Below are 20206 nucleotides of genomic sequence, written 5' to 3'. Positions count from 1 at the left end.
ATGCAATCGCGTGGGGATTTAAGCCGTGACCAACAAAACTTCTCTCAGCTACAAAGATGCCGGTGTTGATATTGACGCAGGTAATGCGCTGGTTGACCGAATCAAAGGTGTGGTGAAAAAAACCCGCCGCCCGGAAGTGATGGGTGGTCTGGGTGGATTCGGCGCACTGTGCGCGCTGCCGCAAAAATATCGTGAACCTGTTCTGGTCTCGGGTACTGACGGTGTAGGCACCAAGCTGCGCCTGGCGATGGATTTAAAACGTCACGACACGATCGGTATCGATCTGGTCGCGATGTGCGTGAATGACCTGGTGGTTCAGGGCGCAGAGCCGCTGTTCTTCCTCGATTACTACGCGACCGGCAAACTGGACGTAGATACCGCGGCAAGCGTGATTAACGGTATCGCCGAAGGCTGTCTGCAGTCTGGCTGCGCGCTGGTCGGTGGTGAAACCGCAGAAATGCCGGGCATGTATCACGGCGAAGATTATGACGTCGCGGGCTTCTGCGTCGGCGTAGTAGAAAAATCAGAAATTATCGACGGCAGCAAAGTGGCCGATGGCGATGTGCTGATCGCGCTGGCCTCCAGCGGCCCGCACTCTAACGGCTACTCCCTGGTGCGTAAAATCCTCGAAGTGAGCGGCTGTGATCCGCTGACCACCGAGCTTGACGGTAAACCACTGGCTGACCATCTGCTTGCGCCAACACGTATCTACGTGAAGAACGTGCTCGAGCTTATCGAGAACGTCGACGTTCACGCCATTGCCCACCTGACCGGCGGCGGCTTCTGGGAAAATATTCCGCGCGTTCTGCCGGACAACACCCAGGCGGTGATCGACGAATCCTCATGGCAGTGGCCAGCCGTGTTTAACTGGCTGCAGACCGCGGGCAACGTGAGCTCTCACGAAATGTACCGCACCTTTAACTGCGGCGTGGGCATGGTTATCGCCCTGCCGGCAAGCGAAGCGGATAAAGCAGTGAAGCTGCTGACGGAGAAAGGTGAAAACGCGTGGAAAATCGGTACGATTAAAGCCTCCGATTCCGAACAGCGTGTGGTCATTGAATGAAAAACATCGTGGTGCTCATTTCCGGCAACGGAAGCAATTTGCAGGCCATCATAGACGCCTGCAAGCAGAAGAAAATCAACGGCACCATTCGGGCAGTATTCAGCAACAAGGCCGACGCGTTCGGCCTTGAGCGCGCGCGGGAAGCCAACATTCCCGCGCACGCGCTGGAAGCCAGCCAGTTCGCCGGACGTGAAGCCTTTGACCGCGAGCTGGTGCATGAGATTGATGCCTACGCGCCGGACGTAGTCGTGCTGGCAGGCTATATGCGTATTCTGAGCCCGGCCTTCGTCGAACACTTCGCCGGACGTCTGCTGAATATCCACCCTTCTCTTCTGCCGAAATATCCCGGCCTGCATACCCATCGTCAGGTTCTGGAAAATGGCGATGAGGAGCACGGCACCTCCGTGCATTTCGTTACCGACGAGCTGGACGGCGGTCCGGTTATCCTGCAGGCGAAAGTCCCGGTCTTTGACGGCGATAGCGAAGAAGACGTGACCGAACGCGTGCAGACCCAGGAACACGCCATTTACCCGCTGGTGGTAAGCTGGTTTGTCGACGGACGTCTCGAGATGCGCGACGGCGCTGCCTGGCTGGACGGCGTTAAGTTACCTCTGCAGGGTCATGCGGCGGAAGAGTAGTTTATTATGTCGGGTGGCGCTTCTGCGCTTACCCGACCTGCCTGATGCATTACCCGAATGTCCCCTCCCCAACCCTCTAAAATCCCCAACAAAAAAAATAACTGTCATACTTTTCTGGCACTGTTGGACATATCGTGGAAATGCTCGCCATAATAAGGACGAGACGGATTTACCACGTCCTGTGATTGAACTGGAGTGTGAGCTGTAATGGGTCAGGAAAAGTTATATATCGAGAAAGAGCTAAGCTGGTTAGCATTCAACGAACGTGTACTCCAGGAAGCGGCAGACAAAAGTAACCCGCTGATCGAGCGCATGCGTTTTTTGGGTATTTATTCGAACAACCTGGATGAGTTCTACAAGGTTCGCTTTGCCGAGCTGAAAAGACGCATCATCATCAGCGAAGAACAGGGCTTAAACTCGCACTCGCGGCATCTGCTGGGCAAAATCCAGTCCCGCGTGCTGAAAGCCGATCAGGAATTTGACGGCCTGTATAACGAACTGCTGCTGGAGATGGCGCGCAATCAAATCTTCCTGATTAACGAACGCCAGCTTTCCGTTAACCAACAAAACTGGCTGCGCCACTACTTCAAACACTATCTGCGCCAGCACATTACCCCGATTCTGATCAACCGCGAAACCGATCTGGTGCAGTTTTTGAAAGATGACTATACCTACCTGGCGGTGGAAATTATTCGCGGTGAATCTATCCGTTACGCGCTGCTGGAGATCCCATCCGACAAGGTGCCGCGCTTTGTGAACCTGCCGCCGGAAACCCCGCGCAGACGCAAACCAATGATCCTGCTGGATAACATCCTGCGCTACTGTCTGGACGACATCTTCAAAGGCTTCTTCGATTACGATGCGTTAAACGCCTACTCGATGAAAATGACTCGTGACGCCGAATATGACCTGGTGCACGAGATGGAAGCCAGCCTGATGGAGCTGATGTCATCCAGCCTGAAACAGCGCCTGACGGCTGAACCGGTGCGCTTCGTCTATCAGCGCGATATGCCGGACGCCATGGTGGAGATGCTGCGTGAGAAACTGACCATTTCGCGCTATGACTCCATCGTTCCGGGTGGTCGTTACCACAACTTTAAAGATTTTATTGGCTTCCCGAACGTCGGCAAAGCCAATCTGGTAAACAAGCCGCTGCCGCGCCTGCGCCATCTCTGGTTCGATAAATTCCGCAACGGATTCGACGCCATCCGCGAACGCGATGTCCTGCTCTACTATCCGTATCATACGTTTGAGCACGTGCTGGAACTGCTGCGTCAGGCCTCGTTCGACCCGAGCGTGCTGGCGATCAAAATCAACATCTACCGCGTGGCAAAAGATTCCCGCATCATCGATGCGATGATCCACGCGGCGCACAACGCCAAAAAAGTCACCGTGGTGGTTGAGCTGCAGGCGCGCTTCGACGAAGAGGCGAACATTCACTGGGCGCGACGTCTGACGGAAGCCGGTGTGCACGTCATTTTCTCCGCGCCGGGGCTGAAAATTCACGCCAAGCTGTTCCTCATCTCTCGTAAAGAGGGCGATGAGGTGGTGCGTTATGCCCACATCGGTACCGGGAACTTTAACGAGAAAACCGCGCGAATTTATACCGATTACTCGCTCTTAACTGCCGATGCCCGCATCACTAACGAAGTGCGCCGGGTCTTTAACTTTATCGAAAACCCGTACCGTCCGGTGAGCTTTGACTATCTGCTGGTCTCGCCGCAGAACTCGCGCCGTCTGCTGTACGATATGATCGATAAAGAGATCGCCAATGCCCAGAAAGGGCTGTCGTCCGGCATCACGCTGAAGCTTAACAACCTGGTCGATAAAGGGCTGGTGGACAGGCTGTATGCGGCGTCCAGCTCCGGCGTACCGGTTAATCTTCTGATCCGCGGCATGTGCTCGCTGATCCCGGAACTGGAAGGCATCAGCGACAATATTCGCGTGATCAGCATTGTTGACCGCTACCTGGAGCACGATCGGGTCTATATTTTCGATAATGCGGGTGATAAACAGGTCTATCTCTCTTCGGCAGACTGGATGACGCGCAATATTGACTACCGAATTGAAGTCGCGGCACCGCTGCTGGATCCGCGCCTGAAGCAGCAGATCCTCGACATCATCGAGATTCTGTTCAGCGATACCGTGAAAGCACGCTATATCGACAAAGAACTCAGTAACCGCTATGTACCGCGCGGCAACCGCCGTAAAGTGCGGTCGCAACTGGCGATTTACGACTATATCAAATCACTCGAGCAACCCGATTAACCTATGCCGATAAATGATAAGACCCCACGCCCGCAGGAATTCGCCGCGGTCGATCTTGGCTCTAACAGTTTCCACATGGTCATCGCCCGTGAGGTGGATGGCGCGTTGCAGATCATCGGTCGTCTGAAGCAGCGCGTACACCTGGCGGATGGTCTTGATGAACGCAGCATGCTCAGCGAAGAGGCGATGGAGCGCGGGTTAAACTGCCTGTCGCTGTTTGCTGAGCGCCTGCAGGGCTTCTCGCCCTCCAGCGTGTGCATCGTGGGCACCCATACCCTGCGCCAGGCCCTGAATGCCCCTGAGTTTCTCAAGCGGGCCGAAAAGGTGATCCCCTACCCGATTGAGATCATCTCCGGCAACGAGGAAGCGCGTCTGATCTTCATGGGCGTCGAGCACACCCAGCCGGAAAAAGGGCGCAAGCTGGTGATCGACATCGGCGGTGGTTCTACGGAGCTTGTGATCGGCGAAGACTTTGAGCCGCGCCTGGTGGAAAGCCGCCGTATGGGCTGCGTCAGCTTCGCACAGATGTATTTCCCGGGCGGTAGCATCACCCGCGAGAACTTCCAGCGTGCGCGGATGGCGGCCGTCCAGAAGCTGGAAAACCTGGCCTGGCAGTACCGTATCCAGGGCTGGAACGTGGCGCTTGGCGCGTCGGGTACCATCAAAGCGGCGCATGAAGTGCTGCTGGCGATGGGTGAAAAAGACGGGTTTATCACGCCCGAACGCCTGACATTGCTGACCGAAGAGGTGCTGAAGCATAAAAGTTTTGACGCCTTAAGCCTGCCGGGGCTTTCCGACGAGCGTAAGGTGGTCTTCGTTCCGGGGCTGGCCATCCTCTGCGGCGTGTTTGATGCCCTCGCCATTAAAGAGCTGCGCCTTTCCGACGGCGCGCTGCGCGAAGGTGTGCTGTATGAGATGGAAGGCCGCTTCCGCCATCAGGATATTCGCAGCCGCACCGCGCAAAGCCTGGCTAACCAGTACAACATCGACCGCGAGCAGGCGAAGCGCGTGCTGGACACCACGGTGCAGATGTACGAGCAGTGGGAAGAGCAGAATCCGAAGCTCGCGCACCCGCAGCTTGCAGCGCTGTTAAAATGGGCCGCAATGCTCCACGAGGTGGGGCTCAACATCAACCACAGCGGGATGCATCGCCATTCGGCCTACATTCTGCAAAATAGCGATCTGCCTGGCTTCAACCAGGAGCAGCAAACCATGATGGCGACCCTGGTGCGTTATCACCGCAAAGCTATCAAGCTCGACGACCTGCCGCGCTTCACGCTGTTCAAGAAAAAACAGTTCCTGCCGCTTATACAGCTGCTGCGTCTGGGCGTACTGCTCAATAACCAGCGCCAGGCCACCACCACGCCGCCCACGCTGAAGCTTAAAACCGACGACCATCACTGGACGCTGAGCTTCCCGCACGACTGGTTCAGCCAGAACGCTCTGGTCCTGCTGGACCTGGAAAAAGAGCAGCAGTACTGGGAAGCGGTCACCGGCTGGCTGCTTAAAATTGAAGAAGAGAGCGCCGACGTCGCCGCGTAACGGTTCAGGCGTCCGCGCAGCACGCCTCAGCTTCCAGCAGCGACTCAAGCGGCGCCGGTCTGCCAATCAGATAGCCCTGCACATAATCGATGCCTAGCGCGTGAACCGCGCTACGTATCTCTTCGGTCTCGACGTACTCCGCCACCACCAGCATCTTCTTCATGCGCGCCAGATGGCAGATAGACGCCACAATCTGATAATCCAGGCTGTTGTTGACGATATTGCGGATAAAGCTGCCGTCGATCTTGAGAATATCCGCATCCACGCTTTTCAGCCGCGCATAGCTCGCATAGCCGGTGCCAAAATCATCAATCGCAATACGTACCCCCATTTTCTGCAGCTGCCGGAGGATGTGTAGAGCCTGCTCCGCATTGCAAAAGGTGCTGCACTCCGTCACTTCAAAAATCAGCTGCCACGGCTCAATGGTGTATTTCGCCAGCAGGCGACTGACCTCAAGCGGAAACTGCACCCGACATACGGTTGAGGGGGCCAGATTAATGGCGAAACGCTGGCCGGGCAGCCTTTCGCGATGCGCGGCCAGGAAGCGCAGAGTATACTCCAGCACCCACAAATCCACCCGCGAGGAGAGGCCAAACTCCTGCGCGACGGGCAGGAACCGATCGGGAGAGATCAATAGCCCGTTGGCATCCGGCATCCGGAGCAGGACTTCGTGATAGCAATCGCCACGCAGGCCGCGAACGGGTTGAACCAGCAGGGTGAATTCGTCGTTATCAAGCGCCTTTTGCAGGCGGCTCATCATCGCAACTTTATCCTTCAGGTTACGCTGCAAATGGACGGCCCCACGCTGCTGAAGATTTTCCGGATGGTTGGAGGCGAGCGACAGGTCGGCAACCACGCCCAGTTCACCCAGCACCAGATACAGATGGTTAACCGGGGACCGGACATAGCAATAGCTCACTCCCACCTGAGGCTGAAGCGGCATGCCGTCCCAGACAAAGCGGAACTGTTTGATATGCTCGTCCAGGGTTTCAATCCGCTGCTGGTGCGATTCCGCGTTGAGGCGTACCGCCATGTCGCACCCGGTCAGGTGGTACACCTGCTCGCTGGGCTGGAGAGTACCGTTCACCCACTGCGCCAGCTGCTGCTTGTACTGAATCCGCAGCAACACGCCGTAATTTCGGCCCAGAATTTCCAGCTCCGGAATACGCAGCAGGCAGAGCGCCGACCACGGGTTTTTCGCCAGATCGCGCGACAGCGCCCGCAGGTTAGGCATATGGACGACCGGATCGAGCAGCGCCAGCCTGCGCGAGCGTTTGTTCACCGCGCGCTGCCGGGTTGCGAGCATCGACATATAAATCACCACGAACGAGAAGACCAGGTAACTGGAAGAGGTGATCGCCAGCTGAATGTCATACCCCGGGTTCACCGGGATATAGCGGTAAAAATAGTGAATAGATACCAGCAGTATCGGCGTCCAGATAAGCGAAATCAGCTTATAGCCAAAACGCATCGCGCCCCAGAGCATCACCGGCATGAGCAGCGATAGGGTGTAGTTCGTGGTGAAAATGGAGCTGTTTTCATTCATCGGGAGCAGCAGCAGCGTAAGCAGCCCGCCTAGCGCAATCGCCCACATCAGAAACTCAATGACCGTCACCTTTTTATCTATCTGGGAACGGATCTGCGAGAAAAGGCTTTTGAGATAGCGCGGATGGCGAATCAGGCGGATCAGCAGATAGCTCAGCGGCACGCCCGTCAGCCCGCTGACCAGCAGCGTCTGATAGTTGATGAGCGTGCGAATATTAAGAGGGTTTAATCCCGCAAGGCTCTGCCGGCTCTCATACACGCCTAAATACACCGCAAACTGAAACAGCACCAGAAATAGCGTCGCGGGGCAGAAGACCTGCCAGAAGATGCGCTGCGCCATCAGCCGGATGTCGCCGTATGCGGTCATATTCCGTCTGGGCGCAAACACCCGGTAGCCGCCCCAGCTCAGCACTAAAGGGACGACAAAATGGAGCATACCAGCGACCGTTTCGAACATGCCGACCGAGGGGTAATAGCGGATAAACAGCGACAATACGATCCCGGGCAGCGCTTCCAGCCCAAAGAACATCATCAGCGAAAGCAAAAATGAGAGGGGTAAATAATAGAGTGCCGCAATGCCGTCTCCCAGCTGCGTGAAGGTATTCGCGATGCTCAGCACGGGAAGTAAAACCACAGGCAAAATAAGCGGCAATGCCCACCAGCGGTTTTCATTTTTTTTCAGGAAAGCGAGAATGTTCATAGATGCCCGGTTAAACCCCTTTCGCTCCAGAGGGAAAATAAAGACAGGCATCCAACCTGACGTACGCGCCGCCCGGCGGCGTGCGGGGCGAACTGTGTGGAGGAAGGATTTTAAATATAAGGGCCGGGAATCCGTTGACTTAAATCAAACTACTTTACGCAAATTACTCTTTGTGGCGTTTTTTTTGAAATAATTTTCTTCATATTATCAATATGGTAAATGCATTAATTAAATTCAATAACATTAATAAATGTATACATTGACGGTTATTTACACACTGCAGAATTGACCCCATCTTCCCGCTGTGCCTTAATATCCTTATCGCCCAAAAGGGCTTACCCAGGATAAACAGAGTGAGTCAGGTCACGCGTATGCGCAAACGACATCGATTTAACACCCGAATGACCCGCATCATACTGCTCATCAGCTTTCTGTTTTTCTTTGGCCGCTTCGTTTACTCCTCGATTGGCGCCTGGTACCACCATCAGGACAAAACCCAGTCGCAGCAATCCAGCCTCACCGTCGACACCGCTGACCGCTAAACCGCCAGCACGAGCCGAATAATGGCCGCTATCCCTTTGCTGAGGATTTTATCCTGTCGCATCACCACCGCCAGCTGCCGCTGCAGCATGGGCGTAAGCGACATCACGCATAGCCCTTCGCGATCGTCATCCTGTTCTACCGCCATTCGAGGCACGATGCTGTAGCCCAGCCCCGCGCGAACCATGCGTTTGATCGCCTCGATGCTGCCAAGCTGCATCACCGGTGCGATCGCTAATCCATTAGCCGCAAACCAGCCATCGATCAGCGTCCGGGTTCCGCTACCTGATTCAAAGGCAATCAGCGGCTGAGCGTGCAGCGCATCCGGGGTAAAGTCTCTGAAAACATCCTTCAGCTCCGGCGAGGCGATAAAAACAAACTCTTCGTCCATCACCGGCATGACGTCCAACGCCTTGCCACTCACCGGCAGCGTGACCAGCCCCATATCGAGACGGTTCTCTTCGATGGCCCTGACGATATCGCGGGTGTTGCCCGTCGTCACCCCCACGTTCAGGAGCGGATAGTCGCGTCGTAGCTGCTCCAGCAGAGGTGGCAGAAAATGAATGCAGGCCGTTGCCCCCGTGCCAAGCGTAATAGTGCCGCTCACATCGTGGCTGAATGCGCTCACCGACCGAATGGCGTCATCCACCACCTGCTGAATACGCTCCCCATGCGCCAGCAATGCCTCTCCGGCTGCCGTCGCCTTTATCCCTCGCCCGGTACGCTCCACCAGCCGCGTTTGCAGAAACTGCTCCAGCTGGCGTATTTGCAGGCTGACGGCGGGCTGGGAGATACCCAGCACATCCGCTGCTGCTGAAAAGCTGCCGCGCTGGATCACCAGACGGAAGGTGGCGAGATAGCCCAGATTAAGCGTCGTCATTCAAAGTTTCTCTTATACCGCGCATAAGGTTGCAGCCCTGCCAGCACAATACCGCGCCCGTTATGCTCAGGACAACTGCATAGCGGAATGAAAAATAATGGAAACACCTGCCCTGCCACGCCGCCTCGCCCTCACAGCCGGATGTAATCAACTCATCAACTGGGGGATCTCGTTTTATATGCCGGGCACCTTTGCGCTGGCCATTTCAGCCGACCGTGGATGGTCTTCACCGCAGATTTACCTCGGCCTGACGCTGGCGATGCTGGTGATGGCGGCGGTATCCCCTTTTATAGCCCGCCTGCTGGCATGCTTTGGCGGTCAGACGGTGGTGATGAGCGGAACGTTGCTGATCGCCGCAAGCTGCGCAGGGATGGCGTATACCCAGACGCTTTTTGGCTGGTACTGTGCCTGGCTGGTCGCCGGCACAGGCATGCGCCTGTCGCTTTACGATGCGCTGTTCGCCGCGCTGGTGAACCTCTACGGGCAGCAGGCGCGCAGAACAATCTCACGCGTCACGCTGGCGGGCGGACTGGCCTCCGCCGTCTTCTGGCCGCTGGGCGATGCTCTGCTTCAGGTTATGCGCTGGCAGGACGCGCTGCGCGTCTATGCTCTGCTCGGCCTGCTGAGCGCGGCGCTGATAAGAACGCTTCCCCGTCAGCGGCGAACGATTACGACAAAGCTCACCTCGCCGCCTTTGAGCAACGAGCGGCGTAACGGCTGGCTTTATGCCATCTTCATTGCCCTCATTACCTTTGTTTCGAACGGCACGTCCACCCATCTGCCGGAGTTTATTGCCCACTTCGGTCTGCCTGTCGCCATCGGCATGCTGTGGGGGATCGGCCAGACGGGTGCTCGCTCGCTGGAAGTGCTGGCGGGCGCCCGCTTAACCCCCTTCAAACTCACGCTTTTTACCGCGCTCGCCATGCCGCTCTGCTTTCTGGTTGGGCTAAGCAGTTCCCAGTTTGTCTGGTGCGCGGCCGGATTTGTGTTGGGTTACGGTGCCATCAACGGGCTGGTCACCATCGTGAAAGCCACGCTGCCGCTGGAACTGTTTAACACCGAAAGCTATGCCCGCCGTACGGGCATGCTGCTTATCCCGGGCCAACTTATGGCCGCAGCCTCACCGTTTGCCTATGCGTGGCTGAACAAAACGCTGGGGATCGCTGGCGCAATGGGGGTGTCGACGGGGCTGACGCTGGTGATTGCCGGGCTGGCGATAGCGATCGTGCGCTGTCCCGGGAAGCAAACTGTATCGCACTGTATCCAGAGCGCCACGCTGACAAACGGGTACAAAACGCCGCCTCCGGCAAATATCTCCGATACATAAAAATGGTTTTCTTTCCCTGTCGCCATTCAGAACCGATGAGGAGAGAGACCGATGACCCGTCGTTATGCACTTATCACCCTGCTTATCCTGGCATCTGTAGCCCATGCCCAGGCCACGCCGCTGGACAACCTGAGCGCCGGGGACGTTAACGGCCCCGCCGCCGTTGCCCCGCTGGCGCAGCCGCAACCACCCGCAAAGCTGATCGTCGATCCCCCGCTTGCCGGGCCGCTGAGCAAAGGCGCGGTGTTTATACAGTACCGTGCCGAAAACCTGCGCATCGAGCCGGTATTCGGACCTGAAGCGCTCAAGGTCACCCCGCGCGTCGGACACATTCACGTGGTGGTGGATGACGCGCCCTGGCACTGGGCTGACGCCAGCGGAGAGCCGGTGATTCTGGTGGGACTCCCCGCCGGTAAACACAAGGTGACGATTATTCTGGCCGACCCGACGCACAAGCCGCTCGACCACAAAACCATTGAATTCACCGTACCGCCCCACGCGGCGGTCCACCATTTTTAAGGAGTCTCAAGATGAAAGCACTGACTGTACTAACGGCAGGCCTGCTGGCGCTCTCCGCAAGCGCCTTTGCACAGGGTAAAACAAGCGTCGTGCTGGTTCACGGCGCGTTTGCCGACGGCAGCAGCTGGAATAAGGTGATTGCCCTGTTGCAGAAGCAGCACGCCGAGGTCATTGCCGTCCAGCTCCCGCTCACGTCGCTTAAGGATGACGTTGCGGCCACGCGGCGGGCCATCGCCCGCGCCAAGGGTGACGTGGTGCTGGTGGGCCACTCCTGGGGCGGCACCGTGATTAGCGAGGCGGGCAACTATGCGCGGGTAAAATCGCTGGTGTATGTGGCGGCATTCGCGCCTGATCCCGGCCAGTCGACGGCGGACCTGGCAGGAAGCTACCCTGCGCCGCCGGGTAGCGCGGGCATTGCCAAAACGGCGGACGGCTATTTATACCTGCCGACGGAAGCCGTCAGGAAGGATTTCGCGCCTGACGTGAAGCCAGCCATTCAAGATACGATTGCAGCCACGCAGGGGCCAATTAAGGCAGAGGCGTTTGGTGAAAAAGTCGTCCACGCGGCGTGGCATGACAAACCGAGCTGGTATGTGGTCAGCAAGAATGACCGAATGATCAACCCCGATCTTGAACGGGCGATGGCGAAGACGATCCACGCGAAAACCACCGAGGTGGCGGCAAGCCACGTATCGATGGTGAGCCAGCCGCAGATCGTTGCCCGGACGATTGAGCAGGCGATTGAAGCAAAATAATATTTTGTAAATTGTAGGCCGGGTAAGCGCAGCGCCACCCGGCAAATAATAGCCTCAGTGCCCGCTATCCCCGGGATAATCGCGATTAATCCACGCGTGGTCCTCCTCCCAGGTGAACATCCATTTGCGCACCGGCCCGGCCATCACGTTGAGGTAGTAGCTGTCATACCCGGCCATCGTCGCCACCGGGTGGTAGCCCTTCGGCACCATCACCACGTCACGGTTATAGACCGCCATACACTCATCCAGCGTTCTGTCGTCGGTGTAGACGCGCTGCATGCAGAACCCCTGCTCCGGGTTGAGGCGATGGTAGTAGGTCTCCTCCAGATAGGTTTCCTGCGGCGGGTTATCCGTGTCATGCTTGTGGCTCGGGTACGAGCTGGTGCAGCCCTCGTTAGTCCAGACCTCCACCACCAGCAGGCTATCGGCGGGCCTGTCTTCCGGCAAAATGTTGTGCACATAGCGCTGGTTGTGACCTTTGCCGCGCGCTTCACCGTCGATATCCTGCGGCGCAATCAGCCGCGTCGGATACGTGCCCTTGCCAGGCGCGGCGCAGACCGCCAGCTCAAGCTTCGTCAGCGCCTTCACCTGGACCGTCTCCTGCGGGGTGACGTAAACCGCCCACGGCTTGATGCGCTCGAACGGGCTCATCCGCTCGCCAATATCGTTAAACTGCGCGGAGGGCGTGCTGATGGAAGCGCGTCCGGCCACCAGCACCAGACAGCGCTCTTCGCTGACGGCGGGCAGCGTTAGCTGCTGCCCCTCCTGCAGCTCATACGCCTCAAAGCCGACGTACCCCCACCCTGCGCTTTCCGGCGTTACGGACTGGGTGCGCCCCTCCGCGTTCGGCTGTTGCCAGCGTGATAGCAAACGTGACATGTCGCCTCCTCAAATCAGTCCGGCGTCGCGCGCCAGGCGGCTCAGATTGTTATACCCCAGACGGGCGTAGGTCAGCGGATGGGCAATCGCCGGGTCCTGCTCGGCCTCCACCACCAGCCAGCCGTGATAATCCTGCGCCTTCAGCAGCCGCATAATCGGCGGGTAATCGACGCAGCCATCGCCCGGCACGGTAAACACGCCGCTCAGCACCGCGTCGAGGAAGCTGGTTTTACGGTTTTTCACGTCCGCCAGCACGTCGGCACGCACGTCTTTGCAGTGAACGTGGTTGATACGCGACGCCCAGCGCTGCGCCACCGCCAGCGGATCGGCCCCGGCAAAGGTCAGATGGCCGGTATCGAGCAATAGCCCCACCGCGTCGCCGGTGTGGGTCATCAGGTTGTCCACGTCGTCGGCGGACTCAATCACCGTGCCCATATGGTGATGGTAGGCAATCTGCACGCCCTGCTGCTGGGTGTAGCGGGCAAATTCGGTAAGCTTCTCGCCGTACTCCTTCCAGCGTGACTGCGGGAAGCGCGGGCGCAGATGCACCGGGGTCTGCTGCTCGCCGTGAATGCAGCCGCTCACTTCCGCAAAGACCAGCACCTTCGCCCCCAGCTCGCGCAGCAGCGTCAGGTGGGACTGCACGGCGGCGATCTCCTCCTCCACGCTGCGCTCCAGCAGGCGGCCGGAATACCAGCCGGAGACCAGCTGCAGGTCGTGGCGCTGCAGGATGGGGCCGAGCAGGCGCGCTTCGCGCGGGAACTTATTGCCCAGCTCGAAGCCGGCGAAACCGGCCTCTTTACCTTCGCTCAGGCAGGTCTCCAGCGACGTATCTGCGCCAAGAGAAGGCAGATCGTCGTTCGTCCACGTCAGCGGGTTAATGCCCAGTTGTACACTCATTGTCTTCTCCATTATGCGTGTCCGCGCTCGCGCCACCAGGCGATAAGCTGCAGGTAGTTGTCCCGGATGCGTGCCACCAGCTGCGCATCGTCAATATCGTGCTTCAGCCACGCGCGGGAGGCATCGCCAAACAGCGTGCGCCCCACGGCGAAGCCTTTTACTACCGTCTGCCCTGCTGCGGCCCTGAAGTCGGCGCGCAGCTGTTCCGCCGGGGCATCCAGGCCGAGGATCACCACCCCGCGGCAGTGCGGGTCCCGGCGTTCGATAATCTCGTTCAGCGCCGTCCAGCCCTCGGCGGAAAGCGGCGGCAGCTTCCACCAGTCGGGGTAAATGCCGAGGTTGTAGAAGCGGGAGATGGCGCGCAGGTAGAGCTCGTCGCTGCGCGGCATGGTCGCAGGCAGGATCACCTCCAGCAGCAGCTCATGCCCGGACCGGCAGCAGGCGTGGTAAACCTCGGCGATTTTCTGCTCCTGCTCCAGGCGCAGGCCATGAGCGTCTTCCGGATGGAAAAAGACCAGGCACTTCACCACGTGCTCCTGCGGCCAGCTGATGAGCTGGGTGCCGATGTTGCCATGCTCCATCTCCAGCGGACGCGAGCCCGGCAGCTCGATGGGGCGACCAATCCACCACCCCTCGCCGGTGATGGCGTTCAGCGCGTCCTGACCAAAGGTTCCGTCGCACAGCAGGCCGGCTTTGCCCTCCAGCCCGGCGCGGCTCGCAGCCTCGCGGCTGGCCTGCAGGATCAGCTGCTTCAGCGCCGGAATGCGCTTAAGCGACGCGCCGCACTGCATCGCCATATCCTCAAGCTGGCTGCGGTGGTCGAAGGCCATCACGCACAGCTCCGGCCACTCGCGGCGGCGGGTGGTCACCCGGTGGAGATGGTTAAGACGCGGGTCGAGATCCGGGCGCGGCACATCTGCAGCGCGCGAAAGATAGTCATCCAGCTCGATTTTGCTCGGCATCGCCGGGGCGCAGCCGTGGCGCGAGACCACCAGCGCGCCGCAGGCGTTGGCGTAGCGGCACGCCTGCTCCCAGCCCTCGTCGTTCAGATAGCCGCGCAGCAGGCCGGACATAAACGCGTCCCCCGCGCCGAGGACGTTCAGCACCTCCACGCGCACGCCGGTCACCGTCAGGCCGTCGTCCAGCCGGGGCGGAATGGCGTCGGTATAGACCGAGCAGCCGAGCGCGCCGCGTTTGCAGACCAGGGTGGCCTGACTCACGGCACGCACCTGCCCCAGCGCCTGCAGGGTATCCGTGCTGCCGCCCGCAATGTGAAACTCCTCCTCGGTGCCGACAATGACGTCGAAGAGGTGCAGTACCTCCTGCAGCTCGCGGGTGACCTTATCGGCGGCGATAAAGCGCGTTTCGCCGTCGCCTAAGGCGGTGAGCCCCCACAGCACCGGACGGTAGTCAATGTCCAGCACCGTCCGGAGGCCGTGACGGCTGGCATAGCCCAGCGCCGTCAGCACCGCCTCGCGGGTCTGCGGATGAGAAAGGTGGGTCCCGGTGATGGCAAGACACCGTGCGGAGGCAATGTAGCTTTCGTCCACATCGCTGGCCGTAATGGCCATATCCGCGCAGTTATCGCGATAAAAAATCAGAGGAAAGGTGTCCCGGTCTTTAATGCCGAGTAGCACCAGCGCCGTGAGGCGGTCTTTATCTGTAATCAGATGGCTGGTATCGCAGCCCACCTGGTTGAGCTCTTCGCGCAGGAAGCGGCCCATATGTTCATCGCCGACGCGCGCCAGCATCGACGAGCGCAGGCCCTGGCGCGCGGTGCCGTACGCCACGTTGCCGGACGAGCCGCCGAGGTATTTGGCGAAGCTCGACACATCCTCCAGACGGGCACCAATCTGCTGACTGTAGAGGTCTACCGCCACGCGGCCCATGCATATCACATCAAACTGCTTTTCCACGTTGATACCTCATCAGACAATGTCGTTCACGTTCAGCCAGCGGCCTTCCCGGTGCGAAAGCGCGATCGCGTCCAGCACGCGCGACACCTTCCAGCCCTCTTCGAAGTCCGGCCACATCGGCGCGTCGGCGGCAATCCCGTCCACCAGATCGCGCACCTCCACCGTTTTTTGATCGTTAAAGCCAATCCCGTGTCCTGCGCCCATGCAGAACGCGGCGTAGTCCGGGTGCGCCGGGCCGACGAGTAAGGTCCGGAATCCCTGACGGTTCACCGGATCGTCATGCCGATAGAGCTTCAGCTCCGCCATGCGCTCCTGGGTGAAGCTGATGGCGCCTTTCGTCCCGGTGATGACGTACGACAGCCCCATCTTGCGGCCGCAGGCGACGCGGGAGGTTTCAATCACGCCCTGCGCCCCGCCCGCGAAGCGCACCATCGCGTGGGCCTGATCCTCGTTTTCGACGGCAATCATCTCCGACGCTCCGGCCTTCGCCGGGCGCTCCGGGACCACGATCTTCAGATCGCCGCAGACCTGCTCGATCTCCCCCACCAGGTACTGGGCCATGTTGACAATATGCGCCGCGAGGTCGCCCAGCGCCCCCAGCCCGGCGGTCTCTTTAAAGCAGTGCCAGTGAATGGGCGACAGCGGGTCGGCCATATAGTCTTCGTTGTGGGTGCCGTAGAAGTGGATCACCTCGCCAATTTCACCGCGGGCGATAATCTCTTTCGCCAGCTGCGCCGTCGGGTTCTTCATGTAGTTGAACCCCACCAGCGTTTTCACCCCGGCCCGCTTCGCGGCTTCAACCATCTCCCGCGCGTCGTGGGCGTTCAGCGCCAGCGGCTTCTCCGAGTAGACGTGCTTGCCGTGGCGGATCGCCTCCAGCGACATCTCTTTATGCAGATGGTTAGGTGAGCAAATATCCACCACATCAATAGCCGGGTCGGCCACCAGCGCCCGCCAGTCGCCGGTGGAGCGGTTGAAGCCAAACGCCTGCGCGCGCTCTGCCGCCAGCTCCGGCGTGACTTCCGCCACCATCTCGCGCACCAGCCTGCCGCGCAGGTTGAACACCGTCGGGGCTTGGGCATAGGCGATAGCGTGCGCCTTGCCGATATACCCGGTGCCAATTAATCCAATACGAACCTCTTTCATCGTGATCCTCACAGTGCGCCGCGACGGCTCTTGGCGTAGGTGTCAAACGCCACCGCCAGAACGATAATTAATCCGGTGATAATCTGCTGGTAGTAGGCCGAGACGTTCATCAACACCAGGCCGTTAATCAGAATCCCCATGATGATGGAGCCGATAATCGTGCCGCCGATGCGCCCGTAGCCGCCCATCAGCGAGGTACCGCCGATCACCACCGAGGCGATGACGCGCAGCTCAAAGGAGATCCCGGCCACCGCCTCGGCGCTCCCAAGACGCGCGCTCAGGATGAAGCCCGCCAGCCCCGCCAGGCAGCCAATCAGCACGTAGACGCTGACCAGCACGCGCTTGACGTTCACCCCCGCCAGGCGCGCCGCCTCCGGGTTACCGCCGATGGCGTAGACAAAGCGGCCCCAGCGGGTTTTATGCAGCGCCAGATAGCCGCCGAGGGCGACGATGGCGAAGATCCAGATCGGAATGGAGATGCCGAGCAGCTCCCCGCGCCCCCACCAGCGGTAGCCCTGATCGAAACCGGCAATCGGCGCGCCGTCGTTGATCACCAGCGTCAGGCCGCGCCAGATGGTCATCCCGCCGAGGGTCACGATGAACGGCGGCAGGCGCAGGCGGGTTACGCCCAGACCGTGCAGGAATCCAATCGCCGTGCCCATCGCCAGACAAATCCCCAGCCCAATCAGCCAGCTCATGCCGCCCCAGGCGTTCGGGTCGACGGTGGTGAAGTTGTCGCCCTTAATCACGTACGCCGCGGTCATGGCGCAGACCGCCAGAATGGAGCCGACGGAAAGGTCGATCCCGGCGGTCAGGATGACAAAGGTCATCCCCACGGCCATGATCCCGTAGATGGAGACTTCGGTCAGGATGTTGAAAATATTGCGTTCAGAGAAAAAATTACTGTTCTGCGACTGGAAGAAGATCAGCAGCAGGATCATGAAAATCAGCACCCCGAAGCGCTCGAAGAAGGCGATGGGATCGATGCGTCCGGCGCGTTTGACCGGGGCCTGCGTTTTAGAAATCATCTGCGTCATGAGAAACTCCGTTATGCCGCGTTCAGGGCGTTATGGTTGATGGCCATCATCGTCATCAGCCGTTCTTCGTTGGCGTCGTCACCGTGGATCTCGCCGGTCACCCGGCCTTCGCTGAGGGTGATGATCCGGTCTGACACCGCCATCACTTCAGGCAGATCGGAGGAGATCACGATCACCGCCACGCCCTTTTTCGCCATGTCAAACAGCACCTGGTGCACTTCCGATTTGGTCCCCACGTCGATGCCGCGCGTCGGCTCATCGACGATCAGCACCCGCGGGTTGAGTGCCATGCAGCGCGCGAGGATCACCTTTTGCTGGTTACCGCCGGAGAGCTTGCGCACCTCCTGCGCGCTGTTGACCATTTTGATCTGCAGCGCCTTGCGGTAGGACTCGATCAGATCGTCCTCTTTGCGGGTGTTCACGAACCAGCGCCACTGCAGCAGCGAGGAGAGGCAGGAGAGCGACAGGTTGTCGCGAATCGACAGTCCCAGCACCGCCCCCTCTTTTTTGCGGTCTTCCGGTACCAGCGCCACGCCCTGGTCGAGGGCATAGAGCGGGTCGCGCGGCTGGTACGGTACGCCGTCCAGTTCAAAGCTGCCCGAGGTAAAGGCATCTGCGCCAAACAGGCAGCGGGCCACTTCGGTGCGCCCGGCGCCCACCAGTCCGGCAATGCCTAAGACCTCCCCGGCGTGAACGTGGAAGCTGATGTCGTGCAGGGCGATGCCGTGCGGATCCAGCGGCGGCTTTTCGCGGCTCAGTCCCTTCACCGCCAGGCGGACGGGTTTGTCTTCATGATGCGTTTCGCTGGCGGGACGACGGTTAAAGGCCACGTCACGACCGACCATCAGGCGGATCAGCTGTTCGACGTTGGTCTCCGCCACCGCGCCGGTGCCGGTGAAGCGGCCGTCCTGGAAAACGGTGAAGCGATCGCAGAGCTGGAAAACTTCGTGCAGACGGTGGGTAACGTAAATAATGCTTACGCCGCGGTTTTTAAGCTCCCGCACCACGCGATGCAGGCTTTCCACCTCGCTGTCGCTCAGCGCGGCGGACGGTTCGTCCATAATGATCAGCCTGGCGTTGAGGGTCAGCGCCCGGGCGATCTCCACCATCTGCTGCTGGGCAACGCTCAGACGGGCGACAGGCGTGGTCGGCGCAACGTTCAACTGCAGATAGTCGAGAATGACCTGCGCTTCCTGATTTACCGCCTTTTCGTCGACGATCAGGTTACGTTTACGCGGCTCGCGCCCGAGAAACATGTTTTCCGCGACGGTCATGTTGGGCAGCAGGTTGAATTCCTGATAGATGGTGATAATGCCCTTGTTCTGCCGTTCCACCGGGGAGTCGTCCACCGGCAGCGTTTCGCCGTTGAACCAGATATCCCCGCGGGTTTGCGGCTGCGCCCCCGCGAGCGCCTTCAGCAGCGTGGATTTACCCGCCCCGTTTTCCCCCAGCAGGGCGTGGATCTCGCCCGCGCCGACGGTCAGCTGTGCGCTGCTTAACGCCCAGACGCCGGAAAAGCTTTTTGCCAGGTCGGTCACTTTCAGTAAGGGTTGCGACATCGGTCTGCTCCTCCTTTAGAGTGAGCCGCCGCGCCAGCGGCGGCTGCGGATAAATCAGTTACCGGCCTCACCGATACGCTCAGCCTGCTGCAGGTTCTCTTTAGTGATCAGCGTCGGCGGGTAGTCGGCCCCGGTGATGGCTTTCTTCTCGCGCACGTTGGCCACCAGCTGGCTCATCGCCGTCTGCACCGCAAAGCCCGGACGCTGGTCCGCCGTTACCGCCAGCCAGCCATCGCGCACGCGGGCAAGCGCTTCCGGCACCGCATCAAAGCCGGTGACAAGAATTTCGCCCGGCTTCACGCCCTGGCTCTGCAGCGCTTCGATCGCCCCCAGCGCCATGTCGTCGTTAGCGGAGAGGATCACCTGCGGGCGTTTCGGCAGCGAGGGCAGCACGCTTTCCACGATGCGCATCCCTTCAGAACGCATCCAGTTGCCGGTCTGATCGGCGACGATCTTGTACTTATCGCCACCCGCCTTCAGGCTGTCGCGGATCCCTTTAGTGCGTTCGATGTTGGAGGAGGAGCCCGGCTGGCCGGTCAGCAGAATGATCTCCGCCCCGTCGGGGAATTTGGTTTTGACGAAGTCGCCAATCGCCTGGCCGCCTTTGTAGTTGTTGGCGCCAAAGTGCGGCACTTTCTTCTGGCTGTCGACGGAGCGGTCAAGGGTGACCACCGGCAGCTTCGCATCCTGAATTTCATCCACCGCGCTGGAGACCGCGTTCACGTCGTTAGGGGAGACGATAAAGCCCTGCGCCCCGCGGGTGATGGCGTTTTCCAGGTCAGCAACCTGCTTCGGCGAGCTGCCCTGCCCGTCCAGCACCTGAAGCTTCACGCCCATCTCTTTTGCGGCTTTTACCGCCGTGCGCTGCATGTGAACTTCAAACGGCATGGCCAGGTTTGGCGTACTGAAAACAATTTGCTCGTTTTCGGCGAGAGCGGCCCCGGACGTCATGGCGATGAGGGCGGCTACGATCAGTTTTTTCATTATTATGT

17 protein-coding genes are annotated in these 20206 nt (G+C 59.5%); 8 read left to right on the top strand and 9 right to left on the bottom strand.

Going from position 1 to position 20206, the window contains the following annotated elements:
* Positions 1–25: 25 nt before the first annotated feature.
* The 4 genes from purM to ppx all read left to right on the top strand — a co-directional run bounded on the left by purM (position 26) and on the right by ppx (position 5511).
* Positions 26–1063, top strand: coding sequence for a phosphoribosylformylglycinamidine cyclo-ligase (gene purM, locus LRM19_RS08955; RefSeq protein WP_008501643.1), 1038 nt, complete (start codon positions 26–28; stop codon positions 1061–1063).
* Complete coding sequence (gene purN, locus LRM19_RS08950) at positions 1060–1701, top strand: phosphoribosylglycinamide formyltransferase (protein ID WP_271368344.1); 642 nt, start codon at positions 1060–1062, stop codon at positions 1699–1701. The genes purM and purN overlap by 4 nt, the downstream gene beginning before the upstream one ends.
* Positions 1702–1908: 207 nt before the next feature.
* The gene (ppk1, locus tag LRM19_RS08945; RefSeq protein ID WP_111965176.1) at positions 1909–3969 is read left to right on the top strand and encodes a polyphosphate kinase 1; all 2061 of its coding nucleotides are present in this window, start codon (positions 1909–1911) and stop codon (positions 3967–3969) included.
* A 3-nt stretch (positions 3970–3972) separates the two neighbouring features.
* Complete coding sequence (gene ppx / locus LRM19_RS08940) at positions 3973–5511, top strand: exopolyphosphatase (RefSeq protein ID WP_045399702.1); 1539 nt, start codon at positions 3973–3975, stop codon at positions 5509–5511.
* Positions 5512–5515: 4 nt separating this feature from the next.
* Here ppx and LRM19_RS08935 read toward each other — a convergent pair whose 3' ends face one another.
* Positions 5516–7756 (bottom strand): sensor domain-containing phosphodiesterase, encoded by a 2241-nt coding sequence (locus LRM19_RS08935; protein ID WP_271368343.1) that lies wholly within the window; start codon positions 7754–7756, stop codon positions 5516–5518.
* A gap of 353 nt (positions 7757–8109) precedes the next feature.
* Here LRM19_RS08935 and LRM19_RS08930 point away from each other — a divergent pair, with 353 nt between their 5' ends.
* The gene (locus tag LRM19_RS08930) at positions 8110–8298 is read left to right on the top strand and encodes a YfgG family protein (RefSeq protein WP_021241815.1); all 189 of its coding nucleotides are present in this window, start codon (positions 8110–8112) and stop codon (positions 8296–8298) included.
* Here LRM19_RS08930 and LRM19_RS08925 read toward each other — a convergent pair.
* Complete coding sequence (locus tag LRM19_RS08925; protein WP_127731919.1) at positions 8295–9176, bottom strand: LysR family transcriptional regulator; 882 nt, start codon at positions 9174–9176, stop codon at positions 8295–8297. The two genes, LRM19_RS08930 and LRM19_RS08925, sit on opposite strands and share 4 nt — an antisense overlap.
* A 97-nt stretch (positions 9177–9273) precedes the next feature.
* On the opposite strand from LRM19_RS08925, the gene LRM19_RS08920 reads away from it, so the two are divergent.
* Genes LRM19_RS08920 through LRM19_RS08910 form a run of 3 tightly spaced genes read left to right on the top strand, consistent with a single transcriptional unit; the run spans position 9274 to position 11777 of the window.
* Positions 9274–10503: an MFS transporter gene (locus LRM19_RS08920; protein WP_271368341.1), complete on the top strand. Its 1230-nt coding sequence runs from the start codon at positions 9274–9276 to the stop codon at positions 10501–10503.
* Positions 10504–10554: 51 nt separating this feature from the next.
* A complete protein-coding gene (locus tag LRM19_RS08915) occupies positions 10555–11022 on the top strand; it encodes a DUF6130 family protein (RefSeq protein WP_271368340.1) in 468 nt (155 codons plus the stop codon).
* Between the two features lie 11 nt (positions 11023–11033).
* On the top strand, positions 11034–11777 hold the full coding sequence (locus LRM19_RS08910) for an alpha/beta fold hydrolase (protein WP_271368339.1): 744 nt from the start codon (positions 11034–11036) through the stop codon (positions 11775–11777).
* Between the two features lie 54 nt (positions 11778–11831).
* Here the strand turns inward: LRM19_RS08910 and iolB are convergent, their stop codons facing one another.
* Genes iolB through LRM19_RS08875 form a run of 7 tightly spaced genes read right to left on the bottom strand, consistent with a single transcriptional unit; the run spans position 11832 to position 20198 of the window.
* Positions 11832–12656 (bottom strand): 5-deoxy-glucuronate isomerase, encoded by an 825-nt coding sequence (iolB, locus tag LRM19_RS08905; RefSeq protein WP_271368338.1) that lies wholly within the window; start codon positions 12654–12656, stop codon positions 11832–11834.
* A 9-nt stretch (positions 12657–12665) separates the two neighbouring features.
* Complete coding sequence (gene iolE, locus LRM19_RS08900; RefSeq protein ID WP_271368336.1) at positions 12666–13556, bottom strand: myo-inosose-2 dehydratase; 891 nt, start codon at positions 13554–13556, stop codon at positions 12666–12668.
* A gap of 11 nt (positions 13557–13567) precedes the next feature.
* On the bottom strand, positions 13568–15472 hold the full coding sequence (locus tag LRM19_RS08895) for a bifunctional 5-dehydro-2-deoxygluconokinase/5-dehydro-2-deoxyphosphogluconate aldolase (protein WP_271368333.1): 1905 nt from the start codon (positions 15470–15472) through the stop codon (positions 13568–13570).
* A 12-nt stretch (positions 15473–15484) separates the two neighbouring features.
* A complete protein-coding gene (locus tag LRM19_RS08890; RefSeq protein ID WP_271368332.1) occupies positions 15485–16618 on the bottom strand; it encodes a Gfo/Idh/MocA family protein in 1134 nt (377 codons plus the stop codon).
* 8 nt (positions 16619–16626) lie between these two features.
* Entirely contained in the window at positions 16627–17655 is a 1029-nt protein-coding gene (locus tag LRM19_RS08885) for an ABC transporter permease (RefSeq protein ID WP_008502116.1), read from the bottom strand.
* 11 nt (positions 17656–17666) lie between these two features.
* Positions 17667–19214: a sugar ABC transporter ATP-binding protein gene (locus tag LRM19_RS08880; RefSeq protein ID WP_025912800.1), complete on the bottom strand. Its 1548-nt coding sequence runs from the start codon at positions 19212–19214 to the stop codon at positions 17667–17669.
* 54 nt (positions 19215–19268) lie between these two features.
* Positions 19269–20198, bottom strand: a complete 930-nt coding sequence (locus tag LRM19_RS08875; RefSeq protein WP_008502118.1) for a sugar ABC transporter substrate-binding protein — start codon at positions 20196–20198, stop codon at positions 19269–19271.
* Positions 20199–20206: the final 8 nt, after the last annotated feature.

Source organism: Enterobacter sp. PI-10 (genome assembly GCF_027947695.1).
Lineage (GTDB): Bacteria > Pseudomonadota > Gammaproteobacteria > Enterobacterales > Enterobacteriaceae > Enterobacter > Enterobacter vonholyi.
Note: the sequence above shows the minus strand (reverse complement) of the source record. Positions and strands in the feature narration are given on the sequence as shown.

Bases quoted from the DNA above. Each gene is read 5' to 3' on its own strand.
- purN (WP_271368344.1), top strand. From the start codon at position 1,060: ATGAAAAACATCGTGGTGCTCATTTCCGGCAACGGAAGCAATTTGCAG.
- ppk1 (WP_111965176.1), top strand. From the start codon at position 1,909: ATGGGTCAGGAAAAGTTATATATCGAGAAAGAGCTAAGCTGGTTAGCA.
- ppx (WP_045399702.1), top strand. From the start codon at position 3,973: ATGCCGATAAATGATAAGACCCCACGCCCGCAGGAATTCGCCGCGGTC.
- LRM19_RS08935 (WP_271368343.1), bottom strand. From the start codon at position 7,756: ATGAACATTCTCGCTTTCCTGAAAAAAAATGAAAACCGCTGGTGGGCA.
- LRM19_RS08925 (WP_127731919.1), bottom strand. From the start codon at position 9,176: ATGACGACGCTTAATCTGGGCTATCTCGCCACCTTCCGTCTGGTGATC.
- LRM19_RS08920 (WP_271368341.1), top strand. From the start codon at position 9,274: ATGGAAACACCTGCCCTGCCACGCCGCCTCGCCCTCACAGCCGGATGT.
- LRM19_RS08915 (WP_271368340.1), top strand. From the start codon at position 10,555: ATGACCCGTCGTTATGCACTTATCACCCTGCTTATCCTGGCATCTGTA.
- LRM19_RS08910 (WP_271368339.1), top strand. From the start codon at position 11,034: ATGAAAGCACTGACTGTACTAACGGCAGGCCTGCTGGCGCTCTCCGCA.
- iolB (WP_271368338.1), bottom strand. From the start codon at position 12,656: ATGTCACGTTTGCTATCACGCTGGCAACAGCCGAACGCGGAGGGGCGC.
- iolE (WP_271368336.1), bottom strand. From the start codon at position 13,556: ATGAGTGTACAACTGGGCATTAACCCGCTGACGTGGACGAACGACGAT.
- LRM19_RS08890 (WP_271368332.1), bottom strand. From the start codon at position 16,618: ATGAAAGAGGTTCGTATTGGATTAATTGGCACCGGGTATATCGGCAAG.
- LRM19_RS08885 (WP_008502116.1), bottom strand. From the start codon at position 17,655: ATGACGCAGATGATTTCTAAAACGCAGGCCCCGGTCAAACGCGCCGGA.
- LRM19_RS08880 (WP_025912800.1), bottom strand. From the start codon at position 19,214: ATGTCGCAACCCTTACTGAAAGTGACCGACCTGGCAAAAAGCTTTTCC.
- LRM19_RS08875 (WP_008502118.1), bottom strand. From the start codon at position 20,198: ATGAAAAAACTGATCGTAGCCGCCCTCATCGCCATGACGTCCGGGGCC.